This window comes from Mesorhizobium maamorense, assembly GCF_044998965.1.
GTDB lineage: Bacteria > Pseudomonadota > Alphaproteobacteria > Rhizobiales > Rhizobiaceae > Mesorhizobium.
The window spans coordinates 995,357-1,014,417 of the sequence record NZ_CP173356.1 but is presented as its reverse complement, the minus strand read 5'-3'; the positions used below and the strand labels follow the sequence as shown (position 1 = coordinate 1,014,417).

Annotated in this window: 16 protein-coding genes and 1 riboswitch; of the genes, 13 read left to right on the top strand and 3 right to left on the bottom strand. The window is 64.8% G+C overall.

The window, feature by feature from the left end; translation table 11 throughout:
* The first annotated feature begins 2 nt into the window (after positions 1–2).
* The 9 genes from ACIU1A_RS05275 to ACIU1A_RS05235 all read left to right on the top strand — a co-directional run bounded on the left by ACIU1A_RS05275 (position 3) and on the right by ACIU1A_RS05235 (position 11,886).
* Positions 3–2,486, top strand: a complete 2,484-nt coding sequence (locus tag ACIU1A_RS05275; protein ID WP_404926798.1) for an ATP-binding cassette domain-containing protein — start codon at positions 3–5, stop codon at positions 2,484–2,486.
* A complete protein-coding gene (locus ACIU1A_RS05270; RefSeq protein ID WP_404926797.1) occupies positions 2,483–3,547 on the top strand; it encodes an ABC transporter permease in 1,065 nt (354 codons plus the stop codon). Before ACIU1A_RS05275 ends, ACIU1A_RS05270 begins: the two co-directional genes overlap by 4 nt.
* 94 nt (positions 3,548–3,641) lie before the next feature.
* The gene (locus ACIU1A_RS05265; protein WP_404926796.1) at positions 3,642–4,469 is read left to right on the top strand and encodes a phosphogluconate dehydrogenase C-terminal domain-containing protein; all 828 of its coding nucleotides are present in this window, start codon (positions 3,642–3,644) and stop codon (positions 4,467–4,469) included.
* Between the two features lie 274 nt (positions 4,470–4,743).
* Positions 4,744–5,685 (top strand): D-ribose ABC transporter substrate-binding protein, encoded by a 942-nt coding sequence (locus ACIU1A_RS05260; RefSeq protein ID WP_404926795.1) that lies wholly within the window; start codon positions 4,744–4,746, stop codon positions 5,683–5,685.
* Between the two features lie 76 nt (positions 5,686–5,761).
* On the top strand, positions 5,762–6,406 hold the full coding sequence (locus tag ACIU1A_RS05255; RefSeq protein WP_404926794.1) for a DUF2291 family protein: 645 nt from the start codon (positions 5,762–5,764) through the stop codon (positions 6,404–6,406).
* Entirely contained in the window at positions 6,403–7,950 is a 1,548-nt protein-coding gene (locus ACIU1A_RS05250; RefSeq protein ID WP_404926793.1) for a sugar ABC transporter ATP-binding protein, read from the top strand. The genes ACIU1A_RS05255 and ACIU1A_RS05250 overlap by 4 nt, the downstream gene beginning before the upstream one ends.
* Positions 7,950–9,014 carry an ABC transporter permease gene (locus ACIU1A_RS05245; RefSeq protein ID WP_404926792.1) on the top strand — a complete coding sequence of 355 codons (1,065 nt, stop codon included), beginning with the start codon at positions 7,950–7,952 and terminating at the stop codon, positions 9,012–9,014. The genes ACIU1A_RS05250 and ACIU1A_RS05245 overlap by 1 nt, the downstream gene beginning before the upstream one ends.
* A 2-nt stretch (positions 9,015–9,016) precedes the next feature.
* On the top strand, positions 9,017–10,051 hold the full coding sequence (locus ACIU1A_RS05240; RefSeq protein ID WP_404926791.1) for a Gfo/Idh/MocA family protein: 1,035 nt from the start codon (positions 9,017–9,019) through the stop codon (positions 10,049–10,051).
* On the top strand, positions 10,048–11,886 hold the full coding sequence (locus tag ACIU1A_RS05235; protein ID WP_404926790.1) for a hypothetical protein: 1,839 nt from the start codon (positions 10,048–10,050) through the stop codon (positions 11,884–11,886). The genes ACIU1A_RS05240 and ACIU1A_RS05235 overlap by 4 nt, the downstream gene beginning before the upstream one ends.
* Positions 11,887–11,888: 2 nt before the next feature.
* On the opposite strand, the gene ACIU1A_RS05230 is transcribed toward ACIU1A_RS05235, so the two are convergent.
* A complete protein-coding gene (locus tag ACIU1A_RS05230) occupies positions 11,889–12,602 on the bottom strand; it encodes a transcriptional regulator NanR (protein WP_140514647.1) in 714 nt (237 codons plus the stop codon).
* A 282-nt stretch (positions 12,603–12,884) separates the two neighbouring features.
* On the opposite strand from ACIU1A_RS05230, the gene oiaX reads away from it, so the two are divergent.
* A complete protein-coding gene (gene oiaX / locus ACIU1A_RS05225) occupies positions 12,885–14,135 on the top strand; it encodes a 3-oxo-isoapionate-4-phosphate decarboxylase OiaX (protein WP_404926789.1) in 1,251 nt (416 codons plus the stop codon).
* Between the two features lie 8 nt (positions 14,136–14,143).
* Entirely contained in the window at positions 14,144–15,466 is a 1,323-nt protein-coding gene (locus tag ACIU1A_RS05220) for a four-carbon acid sugar kinase family protein (RefSeq protein WP_404926788.1), read from the top strand.
* Here the strand turns inward: ACIU1A_RS05220 and ACIU1A_RS05215 are convergent.
* Together ACIU1A_RS05215 and ACIU1A_RS05210 are read right to left on the bottom strand one after the other, a co-directional pair.
* Positions 15,463–16,281, bottom strand: a complete 819-nt coding sequence (locus tag ACIU1A_RS05215) for a class I SAM-dependent methyltransferase (protein WP_404926787.1) — start codon at positions 16,279–16,281, stop codon at positions 15,463–15,465. The genes ACIU1A_RS05220 and ACIU1A_RS05215 overlap by 4 nt on opposite strands.
* A 149-nt stretch (positions 16,282–16,430) precedes the next feature.
* Positions 16,431–16,970: an Lrp/AsnC family transcriptional regulator gene (locus ACIU1A_RS05210; protein ID WP_404926786.1), complete on the bottom strand. Its 540-nt coding sequence runs from the start codon at positions 16,968–16,970 to the stop codon at positions 16,431–16,433.
* A 49-nt stretch (positions 16,971–17,019) separates the two neighbouring features.
* Between ACIU1A_RS05210 and ACIU1A_RS05205 the strand changes: the two genes are divergently transcribed.
* The gene (locus ACIU1A_RS05205; protein WP_404926785.1) at positions 17,020–18,210 is read left to right on the top strand and encodes an MFS transporter; all 1,191 of its coding nucleotides are present in this window, start codon (positions 17,020–17,022) and stop codon (positions 18,208–18,210) included.
* Between the two features lie 59 nt (positions 18,211–18,269).
* Positions 18,270–18,472, top strand: a riboswitch (FMN riboswitch).
* Positions 18,473–18,548: 76 nt separating this feature from the next.
* Positions 18,549–19,022: a 6,7-dimethyl-8-ribityllumazine synthase gene (locus tag ACIU1A_RS05200; protein WP_404926784.1), complete on the top strand. Its 474-nt coding sequence runs from the start codon at positions 18,549–18,551 to the stop codon at positions 19,020–19,022.
* Positions 19,023–19,061: the final 39 nt, after the last annotated feature.

Here is a 19,061-nt window from a genome sequence, read left to right as displayed (position 1 = left end):
GAATGTCCCATCTCGCCGTAGCCGCCCCGCAAGGCGCAGCCGCCGCGGTGCTCGCCGATCCGGCCCGGCAGAGCGTTGTTTCGCTTTCCGGGATCACTAAGAGCTTCGGACCGACGCTGGCGAATGCAGAGATCGACCTCGCCGTCTCCGCCGGCGAGATCATCGGGCTGGTCGGCGGCAACGGCGCCGGCAAATCGACGCTGATGCGCATCTTGTGCGGGGCGATGTGGCCGACCCTGGGCTCGATTTCGTTTGCCGGCCAGAATATCGGCTTCGCCGGCTACGACACGGCGGAGGCACAGCGCCGCGGCATCCGCATGGTGCACCAGGAATTGTCGCTGTGCGCCAACCTCTCGGTGGCCGAAAACTTCTTCCTGGAAATTCCGGCGGATGCCGCCAACCGGCCGGGCTGGCGGGCACTCTACAGGGCGCGCGCCCGCTCGGCGCTGGACGCCGTCTTCCCCGCAAACGGCATCGATGTGAATGCCGAAGTCGGCCACCTCTCCATCGCCGAACGGCAAATGGTCGAGATTGCGCGCGCCGCCGCGACACCCGGTGTCAAGCTGATCGTTCTTGACGAACCGACCTCCTCGCTCGATCTCGATCGCTCGAGACAGTTGCGGGCCTTCATCCGCGAGCGGGCCAAATCCGGCCTCGCCTTCATCTTCATCAGCCACAAGCTTCAGGAAATCATCGACATCGCCACTCAGGTGGTCGTGCTGCGCAATGGGCGCACCGCCTGGCGCGGCGATGTGGCCGATACGTCGATCGGCAAGCTGGTGCAGCTCATGGGAGGCGACGCCAACTCGATCCACCAGCACGGTACCGCCACCACCGGCAGCCGCGAAGCGCTGGTGCGACTGTCCGGGTTCCTGACGGCCGAACTCGGCCACGACATCGAGATCGGCCGCGGTGAAATCATCGGACTGGCAGGCCTCGAGGGCAGCGGCCAGAAAGAGTTGCTGCACGCAATCTTCAAGCCCGATTCCGGAACGGATGCGGCCGTCGTCAGAAACGGTGAAGCCGGTTTCATCGCGGGCGACCGCCAGAAGGAAGGCGTGTTCCCCTTGTGGAGCGTGCTGGGAAACATCAGCATCGGCGCTCTGGTGCGCCGCCCGGCGCTGGGCCTGGTCTCGGACCGCGCCAACCGCGCGGCAGCGGCCGACGCCGCCGGCCGGCTGCGGCTCGACGAGACCCGCTTCGGATCCAACATATTGGAGCTCAGCGGCGGCAACCAGCAGAAGGCGCTGGTTGCCCGGGCGCTCGTCGCCGACACGCCGATCGTCCTGCTCGACGACCCGACGCGCGGCGTCGACATCGCCACCAAGCAGGACTTCTACCGCCTCTGCGACGACATTGCGCGAGGCGGGCGCACGCTCATCTGGCACACGACCGAAGATGCCGAACTCCTGGCCTGCGACCGCGTGCTGGTGTTTTCAGGCGGCCGCATCGTCAAGGAACTGGCCGGCGAGGCGATCACGGAATCAGCCGTCGTTGGAGCGTCCTTTGCCCAGCAGACGGACAAAGCTGCCAGTGCGGGACGCAGCGGCGCTGTCGGCGCCGGGCTTGCCCGCAGGCTGGTGAACGCTGCCCCCTTCATCGGCCTCGCCGCCGTACTGGCCGTGATGATCTCGGCCAATCCGGCGGTCGCCTCCATTTTCGGGCTCGACCTCTTGCTGATGCCGGCGCTGTCGCTGGTGCTGGTGACCGCGGCGCAGATGTTCATCGTCGGCGGCAGCGAGATCGACCTCGGCGTCGGCGCGTTCGCGGGGCTCGTCAGCGTGCTCAGCGCCACGCTGCTCTACGACCAACCGTGGCTCGGCGCCCTGGCGCTGGCGGCGGCGATCGTCGCCTATGCCGGGCTCGGCGGCCTGATCCAGGCGCGCAAGATCCCGGCCATCGTCGTCACGCTGGGCGCCTCCTTCATCTGGGTCGGGATAGGCTATGCGCTGCAGCCGACGCCCGGCGGCGCCAGCCCCGAATGGCTGTCGACAATGTTCAACTGGTCGCTCGGCTTTGTGCCAACCTCGATCATCCTCATCGCCGCGGTGGCAGTCGTGGTGTTCGTGATCGACCGGTTGCCGCTCGGCGTGGTGCTGCGCGGTTTCGGCAACAATCCGACCGCGATGATCCGTTCCGGCTGGTCGCCGACGCGCTACGCGCTGGTGCGCTACCTCGTCGCCGGGCTATTCGCCGCCGCCGCCGGCCTGTCGCTGACGGCGATCAACACGGCGAGCGACATCAATTCCGGCAATTCGTTCACCCTGCTCAGCGTCGCCGCCGTGGTGATGGGCGGCTGTTCGCTGCTGGGCGGCGTCATCTCGCCGGTCGGCGCCGTCGCCGGCGCGGTCACGCTGGCGTTGATCGGCGCCCTGCTCGGCACGCTGAGCGTGAGCAGCGACTTCAACGCAGCGACGCAGGGACTGATCCTCATCGCGCTGCTGACCTTGCGCAGCCTGACCGCGGACCGCAGGAGCGAACAATGAATGCGTTTGCCGCCTTCAGCCCTTGGGCGCAGAAAAACCGCTGGATCTGGTCGGCGATCGGGGTGCTGCTGCTCTGGCTGGTGCTGTCCATCGTCACCAACCGCTTCAGCCTCTCCAGCCTGTCGGGCATCGTTCTGTCGGCCTCGTTCCTAACGGTCGTCGGCATCGGCCAGATGTTCGTCGTCACCACCGGGCGCGGCAATATCGACCTTTCCGTGGCCTCGGTGATCACGCTCAGCGCTTTCGTGGCGCTGCTGACCATCAAGGGCCAGGACGCCAACCTCGCCGTCGGCGTCGGCGCCGCGATCCTGCTCGGCCTTGCGGTCGGCGCTCTCAACGCGCTGCTCGTCGTCGGGCTGAACATACCGGCCATCATCGCCACGCTGGCGACGGGCTATGTGCTGGCAACCGCAACGCTGCTGTCGAACCGCGCGATATCGGGCTTCGCCGTCAGTCCGCTGTTGAAGACGCTGGCGACGGGCCGCGTCGCGGGCGTGCCGATCATGGCAGTCATCGCCATCCTGGGCGTCGCCGCAACGTCGTTCGTGCTACGCTATACCGTTTACGGACAACTGCTCTCGGCAGTCGGCCAGAACCGCGCGGCGGCGCGGCTAGCAGCGATCCGCAACAACCGGGTCATCGCCTCGGCCTTCATCATCTCCTCGGTGCTGGCCTCGCTCAACGGGCTGCTGCTGGGCGCCTATATCGGCGGCGCCTTTCTTGAAATGGGCCAGCCCTATCTCCTGCAATCCATCGCCGCGGTGGTGCTGGGCGGGACGCTGATCTTCGGCGGCTCCGCGACGGCGCTCGGCACATTGTTCGCCAGCATCCTTTTGATCCTCATCGTCACGACCATGCAGATCATCGGCCTGCCGCCCGGCGCGCAGGACATCGTCCAGGGCATCGTGGTCATTTTCGTTCTGGCGCTGGCCGGCCGGCAGGTGCTGTCGCGGCGCGCCGCCATCGACCCCGCCGCCATCGACCCCGCCGCCCTCGAGAGCGCAGCCGGCGACGGCACGGCGAAACCTAAGGCGGGCGCTGCGGCAATCAGGCCGCAGTGACAATGATTTCTCTTGCCAAGATGGTAGAGTGATCATACCAGTATATAAGGTGACGATGGCGAGACCATCGTTCAATATTTAGGAGCAAGGCTAGATGACGACGATCGCGCTGTTCGGTGCCGGCGGCAAAATGGGTTACCGCCTTTCGACCAATTTCCGCGGCTCGCCCTATACGATCCACCATGTCGAGGTCAGCGAGGCCGGGCGCGAGCGGCTGAAGACCGGGCTGGGCTTCGATACGGTCAGTGCCGACGAGGCGCTGGAAGGCGCCGAGGTGGTGATCTTGGCGGTTCCGGACACCCATATCGGCAAGGTCGCGGCAAGCATCGAAAGCAAGCTTGCGCCGGGCACGATGGTGATCGTTCTCGATGCCGCGGCGCCGTTTGCCGGCCATTTGCCTGATCGTCCCGACCTGACCTACTTCGTCACCCACCCCTGCCATCCGCCGATCTTCAACGACGAAACCGACATGGCGGCCAAGAAGGATTATTTCGGCGGCGTCAAGGCCAAGCAGCACATGGTCAGCGCACTGATGCAGGGACCGGAAGCGGACTACGCCAAGGGCGAGGCCATCGCCAAGATCATCTGGGCGCCGGTGATGCGCTCGCACCGCGTTTCCGTCGAGCAGATGGCGCTGCTCGAGCCCGGCCTTTCTGAGACCGTGTGCGCCTCGCTGCTGGTGGTCATGAAGGAAGCTGTCGACGAGGTCGTGGCGCGCGGCGTCGACCAGCAGGCGGCCCTCGATTTCCTGCTCGGCCACATGAATGTGCTCGGCGCCGTAATCTTCGGCGAAACCAAAGGTGTGTTCTCCGACGCCTGCAACAAGGCCATCGAATTCGGCAAGCCGGTGCTGATGCGCGACGACTGGAAGCGGGTCTTCGAACCGGAAGAGATCGCAGCCAGCATCCAGCGGATTACCTGAGCGGGCCGCCGCTTAGATACAGATCACCTGAATTAGTGGTTGACTCATTATACCAGTTAGCTTTAGCTGTTCCCGGACTCGGATCGGTCATGCTTTGTTGGAAGTTTGAAGTTGATGCGAGTGAGGACGGCGGGAGCGGAGCGAGGAGCAGTTCGGAGACAGCCGGCGATCGGCTCTGAAATCCGGGCGGCGCGCTGCCGGCCCTGCCTGACGAATTCAATCGTAGATAGAGGCCTCGAAACGATCGAGGCATGGGTTTCAACGGGAGGACTTCATGAAACTGACACGCAGAATGACGCTTGCCGCCTTCGCAGGCGTGCTGGCACTCGGCACGGCGATGCCCGCCTATGCGGCGGATCTCATCGCCATCATCACCCCATCGCACGACAATCCCTTCTTCAAGGCGGAAGCCGTCGGCGCCGAAGCCAAGGCCAAGGAATTGGGCTACGAGGCGCTGGTGCTGGTCCATGACGACGACGCCAACAAGCAGTCCGAGCTGATCGACACCGCGATCGGCCGCGGCGCGAAGGCGATCATCCTCGATAATGCCGGTGCCGACGCCACCGTCGCCGCCGTGCAGAAGGCCAAGGGCGCCGGCGTCCCCTCCTTCCTTATCGACCGCGAGATCAACGCCACCGGCGTCGCGGTGGCTCAGATCGTCTCCAACAACTACCAGGGCGCCCAGCTCGGCGCGCAGGAATTCGTCAAGCTGATGGGCGAGAAGGGTAATTTCGTGGAGCTGGTCGGCAAGGAATCCGACACCAATGCCGGCATCCGTTCCAAGGGCTATCACGACGTCATCGACGACTATCCGGACCTGAAGATGGTCGCGCAGCAGTCGGCCAATTGGAGCCAGACCGAGGCCTATTCCAAGATGGAATCGATCCTGCAGGCCAATCCTGACATCAAGGGCGTCATCTCCGGCAACGACACGATGGCGATGGGCGCCTATGCGGCGCTTGCCGCGGCTGGCCGCAAGGACGTCATCGTCGTCGGCTTCGACGGATCGAACGACGTGCGCGATTCCATCACCTCGGGCGGCATCAAGGCGACGGTGCTGCAGCCTGCCTATGCCCAGGCGCAGATGGCGGTCGAGCAGGCCAACGACTTCATCAAGAACAAGAAGTCGCCCGAGAAGGAAAAGCAGCTGATGGATTGCGTGCTCATCAATGGCGACAATGCCGCTAAGCTGGAAACCTTCGCGCTGAAAAACTGAGCCGGCGCAACGCGAACAGCGAGGGGCGAACCGAGGTTCGTCCCTCGTTCCTTTTCACCAGGATGCCTCGACCGCCATGCAGAAAAAGCCGAGTTGGCCGATCCTTGCCCTGACCGCCGGCATCGCGCTCAGCGCCTGCAAGATCCTGCCGACGCCGTCGGCGCAAGGCGACGGCAATGCTTCCGCCTTCAACCCCGACAAGATGGTCGAGGACATATGGGCCGCGAAAGTCATCCCCTACCTGCAGCAGAAGGCGGGACCGTTCGCCGAGGTCCATGCGCTGGCGAAGACCGATCCGGCCGCGGCCGGCGCCAAATACGGCAATCCGAAGAAGCAGGCGAATTCGCCATGGACTTTCGCGGTCCGCGTCGAAGGCAAGATCGTCGCCGCCAATATGCAGTCGCGCGCGGCCACCATCGACGTCGACGCCGACGGTGACGGCAAGGCGGACGCGCGCGTTCAGATCGGGCCCGCGATGCGCGGCACGGCACTGCGCGACAGCCTCGACTTCGTCCAGTTCAACGACTTCACCAACCAGATCGACTTCGCCCAGTTCGGCAAAGCTTTCAACGCCTATGCGGACAAGACGGTGCTCTCCAAGCTGCCGCGCGAGGCGCTGGAAGGCCGCACCGCCAAGGTGCTCGGCGCCTATACGATCGAAGGCGGCCAGGACCTGCCGCTGGTGACGCCGGCGGAGGCCGAGATCGGGCCGAAGCCATGAGCCAGGCCAATGGCCATGACGTCATCCTCAAGCTGGACGATGTCTCGAAAGTCTATGCCGGCACGGTCGCGGTCAAGCAGGCGAATTTCGAAGTGCGCAAGGGCGCGGTCAACGTGCTGGTCGGGGAAAACGGCGCCGGCAAGTCGACGCTGATGAAGATCATCGCCGGCGTCGAGCAGCCGACCGTAGGGCGCATCCTGCTCGAAGGCGAAGAGGTCTCTTTCTCGTCGTCGGGAGATGCGGTCGACCGCGGCATCGGCATGGTGTTCCAGGAGCTGAACCTGTTCGGCAACCTTTCGGTCGCCGAGAACATCTTCGCCACGCGCGAGATCACCAACCGCTTCCGCAAGATCGACCGCAAGGAACAGGAGCGCCGGGCCGGTGAATTCCTGGAGCGGCTGGAAGCCGGCATCCGGCCCGACATGCTGGTCGAGGATCTGCGCATCGGCCAGCAGCAACTGGTCGAGATCGCCAAGGCGGTTTCGCTCGACGCCAAGATCCTCATCATGGACGAGCCGACCTCGGCGCTGAGCGCCGCCGAAGTCGAGATCCTGTTCAAGGTGATCGCCGACCTCAAGGCGCGCGGCGTCGCCATCGTCTACATCTCCCACCGGCTGGAGGAACTGATCCGCATCGGCGACTACATCACCGTGCTGCGCGACGGCCGCATCACCGGCCAGGAGGAGATGAAAAACGTCGATACGCAGTGGATCGTGCGGCAGATGATCGGCTCGGACGCCAAGGACTTCGCCAAGGCCGACGGCCATGTGCCGGGCGCGGAAATCTTCCGCGCCGAGGAGATCTGCCTGCCACGCGTCACCGGCGGGCTGGCGGTCGACCACGTCTCGCTGTCGCTGCGCGCCGGCGAGATTCTCGGCATATACGGGCTGATGGGTGCGGGGCGCAGCGAGCTGTTCGACTGCATCATGGGCCGTCACGGCCATGCCAGCGGCAGGATCTTCATCGCCGGAAAGCAGGTGAAGGAGCGCGACACGACGCGTCGTATCCAGCGAGGGCTGGCCTTGATCCCAGAGGACCGCCAGCGCGAGGGCCTGGTGTCGATCCTGTCGGTCGCCAGCAACCTGACGATGGCGAGCCTGTCGCGCTTCGTGCGCCTGTTTCACATCCGCGGCGGTGCCGAGCGGCAGGCCGTGATGCAGATGGTGCGGGAACTCGCAATCAAGGTCGCCGACCCGGCGCAGGAGGTCTCGTCGCTGTCGGGCGGCAACCAACAGAAGGTGGTGATCGGCAAGGCGCTGCTCACCGGACCGAAAGTGCTTCTGATGGACGAGCCCAGCCGCGGCATCGATGTCGGCGCCAAGGCCGATGTCTTCCGCACCATGCGCAAGCTTTCGCGCGACGGGCTGGGCATCCTGTTCGCCACCTCGGACCTCGACGAGGTGATGGCGCTGTCCGACCGCATCGCGGTGATGAGCAATGGCAGATTGACCGGCATGTTCGACCGCGCCGAAGCGACGGAGGCGGCGATCGTCGCCGCGTCGGCGCTGGGCCACGGACCGGCCGCACATGGGGAGCAACGCTGATGACTGACATTCCGGCCAAGGCTGCCGCTTCCTCCGCCTCCAGCGGCTCGGCGCTGCTGACGCTGATGAAGCTCAGAACCTTCATTGCGCTGATCGCCGTGCTGGTGTTCTTCTCGATCGCGGCGCCGAACTTCCTGTCGGCCGCCAATCTGATCCTGATGGCCAAGCACGTGGCGCTCAATGCCTTTCTCGCCATGGGCATGACCTTCGTCATCATCACCGGCGGCATCGACCTTTCGGTTGGTTCGATCGTCGGCCTGTGCGGCATGGTGGCCGGCTACCTCGTGCTCAACGGCATCGACCTGCAGATCGGCTACACCATCTATTTCAATGTCGTCGAGATCGCCTTGATCACGCTCGCGGTCGGCATGCTGATCGGCGCCGTCAACGGGCTGCTGATCACCAGGCTCAACGTCGCGCCCTTCATCGCCACGCTCGGCGTGCTCTATGTGGCGCGCGGCTTCGCGCTGCTTTCCTCCGACGGCCGCACTTTCCCCAATCTCGTCGGCAAGCCGGAACTCGGCACCACCGGCTTCGGCTTCCTGGGTGCCGGCCGGCTGCTCGGCCTGCCGGTCTCGATCTGGATCCTGATCGTGGTGGCGCTGGGGGCGGCCTATCTCGCCCGCTACACGCCGCTTGGCCGCCACATCTTCGCCGTCGGCGGCAATGAGCGCGCCGCGCGCATCTCGGGGGTGCGCGTCAACATGGTCAAGATGTTCGTCTACATGTCCTCCGGCTTCTGCGCTGCAATCGTCGGGTTGATCATCTCGTCGGAGCTGATGGCCTCGCATCCGGCAACGGGCGAGAGCTTCGAGCTCAACGCCATCGCCGCGGCGGTGCTTGGCGGCACCTCGATGTCGGGCGGTCGCGGCACGATCGGTGGCACCATCGTCGGCGCCTTCGTCATCGGCATCCTGTCGGACGGGCTGGTGATGATGGGGGTGAGCTCGTTCTGGCAGATGGTGATCAAGGGCCTCGTCATCATCGTCGCCGTCGTCGTCGACCAGGCGCAGCGCCGGCTACAGCAGCGCGTCACCCTGATGCAGATGGCAAAGGCGGGCTGAGCATGGCGGAGTTGCGTGGAGCGCTGATCGGTTGCGGCTTCTTCGCCGTCAATCAGATGCATGCCTGGCGCGACATAGAGGGCGCCTCGATCGTCGCCATCTGCGACCGCGATCCGGAGCGGTTGCGGATCGTCGGCGACCAGTTCGGCGTGGCGCAGCGCTACAACGATGCGGCGGAACTTTTCACCGCCGAGACGCTCGACTTCGTCGACATCGCCACCACTGTCGGCAGCCATCGACCGCTGGTCGAGATGGCGGCCGCGCATGGTGTTCCCGTCATCTGCCAGAAGCCGTTCGCGCCGACGCTTGGCGATGCCAAGGCGATGGTCGCGGCCTGTGCCAAGGCCGGCGTGCCGCTTATGGTGCATGAGAACTTCCGCTGGCAGTCGCCGATCCAGGCGGTGCGCGCCCTGCTCGACAAGGGCGAGATCGGCACGCCATTCTTCGGCCGCATCTCCTTCCGCTCCGGCTATGACGTGTTTTCCGGCCAGCCCTATCTGGCGACCGGAAAACGCTTCATCATCGAGGACCTCGGCATCCACATCCTCGACATCGCCCGCTTCCTGCTCGGCGACGTCACGAGCCTGACCGCGCGGACCACACGCATCAACCCCGCCATCGCCGGCGAGGATGTGGCGACGATGCTCATGGATCATGCCGGCGGCGCCACGTCGGTTGTCGATTGCAGCTATGCGACGAAGCTTGCCACCGAGCCGTTCCCGGAAACACTTATCGAACTCGACGGCGTCGACGGCACGATCCGGCTGGCGCAGGGCTACCGGCTGACCGTCACCGGCAAGAGCGGAACCAGAGTGAGCGATGTCTCGCCGCCGCTCCTGCCCTGGGCCTCGCGGCCATGGCACAACATCCAGGAAAGCGTGCTGGCCATCCAGCGGCACTGGGTCGACTGCCTTGTCGGCGGCAAGGAGCCGGCGACCTCGGGCGCCGACAATCTGAAGACATTCGCCCTGGTCGAGGCCGCCTATGCGGGTGCTGCGAGCCGCGAACCGGTGCAGATCGAAGCCTTGCTGCAATGACGGCCGACGTGTTCGATCTTTACGGCACACGGGCGGCCGAAGCGGCACCGATCCTGCTGCAGGCGGGCGCGCTGAGTGCCGAGCTGGTCAATGGCAATCTGCGCACAATCCGGCATGCCGGCACCGAAGTGCTGCGCGCCATCGCCTATATCGTACGCGACCGCGACTGGGGCACTTATGAGCCGGAGCTCACGGACCTGACCATCGACCAGAAGGTCGACCGTTTCTCGGTAAGCTATGAGGCGAATTGCACCGGCCCGGGCGGCAGCAGCCTGCGCTTCCACGCGACGATCGAAGGCTCCGCCGACGGCAGGCTGGTCTTCGATGTGGCCGCACTGCCGGAGAGCGATTTCGAGACCAACCGCTGCGGCTTCTGCATCCTGCATCCGATCGCCGGCCTCGCCGGCAGCCCGGTGACGGTGGAGCACACCGATGGCAGGGTGGTGGACACGGAACTGCCTGATCTGATCGACCCATGGCAGCCCTTCAAGGACCTGCGTGCCATCACCCATGCAGTGCGTCCCGGCGTCAGCGCCGAATGCAGGATGGAAGGCGATACTTTCGAAATGGAGGACCAGCGCAACTGGTCGGACGCCTCCTACAAGACCTATGTGCGGCCGCTGGCCTTGCCGTGGCCCTATGTGCTGCCGGCCGGCGAACCGCTGCGCCAGACGGTGAGCCTGCGCCTCACCGGCGGCGCCGGGATGCCCGCCGCGACCGCGAGTGCCGAACCGGTCCGCATCGAACTCGGCGAGACCGGGCCGAGGCTGCCCGATGTCGGCGTGATCGTCTATCCCGAGGGCGTCGAGGCAACGCTGGCCGAACTGCCGATGCTCGCAAGGCTCGGTCCGCGGCAACTCCTGTTCCACTTCGATCCGACGCGCGGCCACGGCCTGGACGCGCTGCGCGCCCATGCCCGGCTCGCCGCGGCGCATCCCGCCTCGACCACGCTCGAATGCGTGGTGGCCTGCACGGGCGACCTCGATGCCGAATTCTCCGATGTCGCCGATATGGTGCGCCGGGTCGGCCTGCGGCTCGATGCGGTTGCCGTCTCGCCTTCGGTCGACCGCCAGTCGACGCCGCCGGGCAGCGCCTGGCCGGCATGCCCGCCGCTGGAAGAAATCTATGCCGCGGCGCGGCGCGCCTTTCCCGGGATCCGCCTCGGCGGCGGCATGTTCAGCTATTTCACCGAGCTCAACCGTAAGCGCGTGCCCGCCGACCAACTCGATTTCGTCACGCACTGCACCTGTCCGATCGTTCACGCCGCCGACGATCTCAGCGTCATGCAATCGCTGGAGGCGCTGCCCTTCATCACCCGGTCGACCCGGGCGATCTTCGGCGACAAGCCTTACCGGATCGGCCCGTCGACCATTGCCATGCGACAGAACCCCTATGGCGGCGCGACCAAGGACAATTTTGCCGGCCAACGCATTGCCATGGCGAACCGTGATCCCCGCCATGCCGCGCAGTTTGCCGCCGCCTGGACCATTGGCTATGCCGCGCGCGTCGCGCCGGCCGGGCTGGAGATGCTGACACTGTCCAGCATCACCGGCCCGTTCGGCTTGCTGGCCGCATCCGGCGAACCTGTCGCCGAGGGATCGCCGCGGCCGATTTTCCGGGCCGTCCAAGGGCTTTGCGAACTGGCTGGGCTCGCGCATGTTGCCGCGAAAACAAGCGACGAGACGCGTGTTGCGGCGCTGGCCGGTCGCGCCGCCTCGGGCGACATTGTCGTCTGGCTGGCGAACCTGACGGCGAACGACGTCCCGGTTGATGTTTCGGCACTGGGTCAGGGCCATCTTACGATGTCGCCCTACGCCATTGTCCGGGTTGGCTAGAGCTACTTATCGGAATTCATCACATAGAGCGCACGCGAGCGTTCGAGATGCTTGATCATCGCCTTTTCGGCGCCGTCGGCATCACGGTGCTCAATGCGGTCGATGATCTCCTCATGCTCGGTAAGCGTGTATTGTTCCTTGCCGGTCCAGATCAGCATCTCGGTGTGGTATTCCTTCAGCCAGCCGAGCGTGGCTTCGCTGACGGCGACATAGATCGGATTGCCCGATATCGCCGATATCTGGGTGTGGAACTTCATGTCGGCGGAGATGAAGGCTTCGGAATCACCGCGCGCGGCGCGCTGCTCGGCCACCGTTGCCCTGAGCCGCTGCACATCCTCGGCGGTCGCCTTTTCCGCGGCTTCCCTGACCATGCCGCGCTCGAAGAAGATGCGCGCCGTCTTCAGGTGCTCCAGCGTGTCCCTGGATGAAGACAGGATGATCTTGGCCGCGCCGTCGACCTGCTTGATGATCGATTTGGCGGTTAGTTGCAGCACCTTGGCGCGCTCGCCATGCGAGATGGCGACCAGTCCCATATTGCTCAGCGCCTGCATGGCCTCGCGGATCGCCGGCCGGCCGACCTCGAAGCGCTCCATCAACTCGCGTTCGGACGGCATGTCGTCGCCCGGCTGCAGCTCGCCGCTGGTGATCAGCCGCTTCAGCCTTGCAAAGACTTCGTCGGAAAGTTTGCGCCGGACGATCGGCTCCGAACGGTTCATCGTGACGAATCACTCCCTGGCCCGGTTCGTGTTTAGCATTCCAGGCAGGATTACCGGAATGCCTGCGCCTGGAGCGGTCCCGCGATTTCATGCAATCGCCAAGCCGCGCCAGCTGTTTGTTCCAGGCATTCCGAACGAAAAACGCCGCTCATTTCCCGGAATTGCCGAAGCCGGCCCTCTTGCCGAAGTCGGGATATTGCTTGCAATACTTAGGTACTCATTATACCAGATTTCCTGCGCGACAAAACTTTTTTCGAACCCTTTTCGAGCGGCCGACAGACCATGATCACGCTTACCTATCGCATCGAAACCTCTGGCAGCATCGAAGCGCTGGCGGCCAAGATCGCGAGCGACCAGTCGACCGGCACCTTCGTCCCACTGCCCGGCGAGACCGAGGAATTAAAGGCGCGTGTGGCGGCTCGTGTGCTGGCGATCAGGCCCCTGCCCGATGCCGAGCAGCCGTCGCTTCCCGGATCCGGGAACGGCCCCTTCCGGCGCGCCGATGTCGATATCGGCTTCCCGTTCGACGCCATCGGCACCGACCTGTCGGCGCTGATGACGATCGCCATCAGCGGCACCTATTCGATCAGGGGCCTGTCCGGTGTCCGGGTCATCGACATGAAGCTGCCGGAACAATACCGGGGCGCCCATCCCGGCCCGCAATTCGGCGTTGCCGGCAGCCGCAGGCTGACCGGGGTCGAGGGCCGTCCCATCATCGGCACCATCGTCAAGCCGGCGCTTGGCCTCAGGCCGGACGAGACAGCCGCGATGGTGGGCGAACTGATCGAAGCCGGCGTCGATTTCATCAAGGACGACGAGAAGCTGATGAGCCCGGCCTATTCGCCGCTCGCTGAGCGGGTGAAGGCGATCATGCCGCTGATCCGCGACCACGAGCAAAAGACCGGCAAGAAAGTGATGTACGCCTTCGGCATCTCGCATGCCGATCCCGACGAGATGATGCGCAACCACGATCTGGTGCTGGAAGCCGGCGGCAATTGCGCGGTCGTCAACATCAACTCCATCGGATTCGGCGGCATGGCTTTCCTCAGGAAGCGCTCCGGGCTGGCGCTGCATGCGCACCGCAATGGCTGGGACATTCTCACCCGCCATCCCGGCCTCGGCATGGATTTCAAGGTATGGCAGCAATTCTGGCGGCTGCTCGGCGTCGACCAGTTCCAGATCAACGGTATCGGCTCGAAATACTGGGAGCCGGACGATTCTTTCATCCGCTCTTTCGAAGCGGTGACCACGCCGCTGTTTTCATCATACGATTGCGCGCTGCCCGTGGCCTGCTCCGGCCAATGGGGCGGCCAGGCGCCCGAGACCTATGAGCGCACCGGCCGCACGGTCGATCTCCTCTATCTCTGCGGCGGCGGCATCGTCAGCCATCCGGACGGGCCCGGCGCCGGGGTGCGCGCGGTGCTGCAAGCGTGGCAGGCCGCGGTCGAGGGCATTGCCCTCGACGAATTCGCGCGCGACCATGCCGAGCTGGCACGCTCGATCGAGAAATTCAGCGACGGCAAGGCGGCCTGAGCGAAGCCATGCAGAACCTGCTCCTGAGCTATTATGGCGACGACCTCACCGGCTCGACGGATGTCATGGAGGCGCTCGAGCTCGGCGGCGTACCGACGGTGCTGTTCATGCGTCGGCCCGATGAGCGCCTGCTGGCGCGATTTTTCCATTGCCGCGCCGTCGGACTGGCCGGCACCAGCCGAAGCGAAACGCCGCAATGGATGGAGCAGAATCTGGCGCCCGCCTTCGAATGGCTGAAGAGCCTCGAAGCGGCGATCTGCCATTACAAGATCTGTTCGACCTTCGATTCCAGCCCGACGGTCGGCAATATCGGCCGCGCCATCGAGATCGGCCGGCGCATCTTCGGCCAGAGTAGCGTGCCGATGGTCGTCGGCGCGCCGCAGCTCAAGCGCTACACGGCCTTCGGCAATCTTTTCGCGGCGTTCCGCGGCGAGTATTTCCGCATCGACAGGCATCCGGTGATGAGCAGGCATCCGGTGACGCCGATGAACGAAGCAGACCTGCTCGTGCATCTCTCGCGCCAGACCAGTCTCAGCTCCGGCCTTGTCGACCTGGCTGCATTGCAGACCGACGATCTCGCGCAAACGGTCGACCAGGCCGTGCAAAACAGGGCGGTCATCCTGTTTGATGTCGAAAGCCGCCAGACACAGAGACGCGTCGGCGAACAGATCTGGCGCATCCATGACCAAGGCCATGGCTTCGTCGTCGGATCCTCGGGCATCGAATATGCCTTGCTTGCCGAATGGGCCGGCAAAGGCATTGCCTCCGGGCAGGCGTCGTTCGCGCCGCCGGGACCGGTAGACCGCCTCGCGGTGGTCTCGGGCAGCGTGTCGCCGACCACCGAAAAGCAGATCCGCCACGCCCTTGCCCACGGTTTCGACGGCGTCGAGATGGATGCCATGCAACTGGTCACGGAGGGCGCCAAGGAGGCAATCGAGCGCGCCGTCGCGAGCGGATTGGCAAGCCTGGCTGCGGGGCGCAGCGTCATCCTCTACACCGCGCTTGGCCCACAGGCCGACCGTGGCGCCGAGATCGACCGGATCGAAGGTGCGCGAAACACGCTCGGGCGAGCGCTGGGAACAATCCTGCGCCGGTTAATCGTGGAACAGAAACTCAAGCGCGCGGTGATCGCCGGTGGCGACACCTCCAGTCACGCGCTCGGACAATTGGCCATCGACGCGCTGACGGTGCGCATGCCGTTGCCGCAATCGCCGGGATCACCGCTCTGTGTCGCCCATGGCGGCGGTGCGATCGATGGACTCGAAATCGCGCTCAAGGGCGGCCAGGTCGGCACCGACGCCTATTTCGAGACGATCCGGTTGGGAAGCTAAGCCGTTGCCATGATGACGTGAGCCTGAATTTTGGCGGCCACCGCGCCGCTGCCATGTCTGTCTGCAATCGCGGATGCGGCGTAGTCGGTCGCGGCTTGCAGCTTCCCGGCCTCCCGGGCCTCGATTTCGGTGCGAAGCACAGTTCCCTGGCAATAAGCGACGGCGGGAAGGCGCGGCGAGGATGCACGGCTTTGTTCGGCTCTCGTCTCGATCATTACACCGGAGAACCCAGCATCCTCCAGCTCGTGACGGATCACTGCCTTGTCGTGGTAGCCATGGGGTGTGCGTGCCAGAAAGCGCGGCGGATCGTCGGGGAAGATCCTTGCGAGAGCATTCGTCACATCATCGGCAAAGACGTTCTCCTCGATGCGATCCCATACGCTGAACAGGAAATGTCCGCCCGGCCTCAGGACACGCCTGGCCTCGCGGTAGGCCGATGGCCGGTCGGGAAAGAACATCGCACCGAACTGACAGCAAACGAGGTCGAAGGTCGCATCTTCAAACGGCAGCGCCAAGGCGTCCGCTTGACGCCATGTGATGCGACCGTCGGGAGGTTGTCGCGAAGCGGCGTAGTCGAGCATCGGCTGGTTGAGGTCAGTTACCGTATAGCTTGCGCCGGGAGACAGTTTCGGCGCCAATGCGCGGGTAACGACCCCGGTGCCGGCGGCCGTCTCCAAAACCGCGGCGGGCGACAGGGACGCTGCTCGCGCTACAAGATCCGTAGCGAACGGCTCGAAAATCAACGGCACCATATAGCGATCGTAGTTTTCCGGTATGGAGCCAGCGAATACCTTGTCCGTTTCCAGCGTTGCCATCACCCGCCCTCTGCCTAGAGGCTCGGGAGATTAGCATATCATTGCTTGTTTTGCGCCGTTTTCGGCGGAGACGACCAGTCCAGCTCCAAATCAAAGTGATAGAGCATGATGTCGTCCGAAAACCGCTTCACGCTTATCGGCATCAGGCCTTAGTACAGAGGCTCGGCCATGTGCCTGGGCGCCGGCCACTGCGTCGTGACGCCGGGCTGCACCGGCCGCTCAAGATAGGTCGACAGCACCACGTAGCTGCGCGTCGAGGTGACGCCGGGTGTCTCGTAGAGGCGCGACAGCAGGCCTTCAAGCGCCCGCGTGTCCTCCGTGCGGACCTTCAGCAGCATGCAGGTGTCGCCGGCAACCGTGTGGATCTCCTCGACCTCCGGATATTGCGAAACCGCCATCAGCTCCGGCGTCTTGCCCCAGCCCTTGGTGTCGATATGCACGAATGCCAGCAGCGGCTTCTTGACCGCTTTGGGGTCGATGATGGCAGCCGTGCCGCGAATGGCGCCGCTGCGCCGCAGGCGCTTGACGCGCTCATGCGCGGCGGGCGGCGAGAGGCCGACACGATCGCCGAGCTCAGCATAGCTGACCGTGGCGTCGTCGACGAGAACGCCTAATATCTTTCTGTCGATCGCGTCGACATCGCGGGGCGCCGGCCTGTTCTGCGGAATGCTATTTGTTTCTTCGTTCATAGTGCAAATTCCCGATTGTGGCCGAATAAAATACGGCCATTATGAAGATATGTCGAACAGCGATCAAGCAGTAACCCTGGGTGCGAATGCCCGGCCGCCCATCCCGGCGCTGGCCTATCTCTTGACCGGATGCATCGCCGTCATCGGCTCGAACTCCCTGGTGCTGGGTCCGATTGCTCCCGCCGTGGCCGTGTCGTTCGCGACCAGCGTGCCTGTCGTGATGATGGCGGCCGCCGCCTTCGGCCTCGGCACCTCGGCGAGCGCCCTGTTCCTGGCGCGCTATATCGACCGGATCGGCGCGCGCCGGATGCTGCAAGCGGCCTTGCTGCTGCTCGCATTGGCGCTTGTCGCGAGCGCCGCGGCGCCGACTGTGACGGCACTGGTCGCCGCGCAGCTTCTCGCCGGCATCGCCGCCGGCGTCGCCATGCCGGCAATCTATGCCAGTTCCGCGGCGATTGCCCCACCTGGACGGGAAAGCGGAACGATCGGCGTTGTGCTGACCGGATGGACGCTGAGCATGGTGGCCGGCGTTTCGCTGTCGGCGGTGCTTGCCGATCTCGTGCACTGGCGGGCCGTCTTCGCCGCCGTGGCGCTGCTGGCGACGATGGCGCTTGGCAGTCTTACCGCATCGTCACTCCCGGATGTCAGAAAGGCCGGCCCGGCGCCGGCGCCGCTTGAGGCGCTCGGCATTCCCGGCATCGTGCCGCTGCTGATCGCCTGCGGCGCCTTCATGACCGCCTTCTACGGTGTCTATGGCTATCTTGGCGACCATCTGCACAGCGGGCTGGGCCAGCCGGTCAGCGCCAACGGCCTAGCCGCACTCGCCTATGGGGCCGGGTTCGGCACGGCGGCGCTCTTCGACGGCATCATCGATCGCCTGGGGGCTCGCCGCGTCATGCCCTTCGCTTACCTGCTCGTCGCCATCGTCTATGTCGCGATCGCCGCGACAAGCAAAAGCTATGGCATGACGCTCGCCATGGTGGCGGCCTGGGGTCTCGCCAATCATTTCGGTCTGAACGTGCTGGTGATGCGCCTGTCGGCGCTCGATCCGTCACGGCGCGGCACGATCATGGGTCTGAACAGCGCGGTGACATATCTGGCGGTCTTTGTCGGCACCACCGGCTTCGGGCCGCTATATTCGGATTTCGGCTTTGCCGCATCGGCAATGGTGGCGGCGTTGCTGATGCTGGTCGCGGCTTCGGCAGCGGCATGGCGCACGCGCCAGCCACACAGGACGTGATGGGCCACCAGCCTTCGCCTGGTTGACAGCGGCGCCCCTGCCCTTCCATACAAAGCCGTTAATGTTCTCAGGGCGGGGTGAAAGTCCCCACCGGCGGTAAGGACTCCTGATTGCGCATGGTTTCTTTCCGAAAACCGGTCCGGTTTTCGGGGTCATGCGCGGGACCCAAGCCCGCGAGCGCTTTCCGGCAAAACCGGAAGGGTCAGCAGATCCGGTGTGATTCCGGAGCCGACGGTTACAGTCCGGATGGAAGAGAACGAAACGGAAGACGGACCGCTCCGGCGGCCGGTTTTCGTATCGTGCGTCCTGATTCTGGTTCGAAACGGAAGGATGGACCCATGAATCAGCATTCCCACAAAGACTATGAAACGACCCGCGTTGCCGTTGTCAGGGCACGCTGGCACGCGGATATCGTCGACCAGTGTGTCGCTGCCTTCGAGGCGGAGCTTGCTGCACTGGGCGACGGCCGCTTTGCCGTCGAAATCTTCGACGTGCCCGGCGCCTACGAGATCCCGCTGCACGCCAAGACATTGGCCGAGACGGGTCGCTACGCCGCGATCCTCGGCGCTGCCTTCGTCGTCAATGGCGGCATCTACCGGCACGAATTCGTCGCCGGCGCGGTCATCGACGGCATGATGAATGTGCAGTTGACGACCGGCGTGCCGGTGCTTTCGGCGGTACTGACGCCGCACAATTACCACGACAGCGCCGAGCACCACCGCTTCTTCCTCGAGCACTTCCAGGTAAAGGGCAAGGAAGCGGCCGGCGCATGCCTTCAGATTCTGGCGGCGCGAAGGCACATCGCCGCCTGAAACAGCCGAGAGCGGGGTGGAAATCGCGGTAACAGCCTG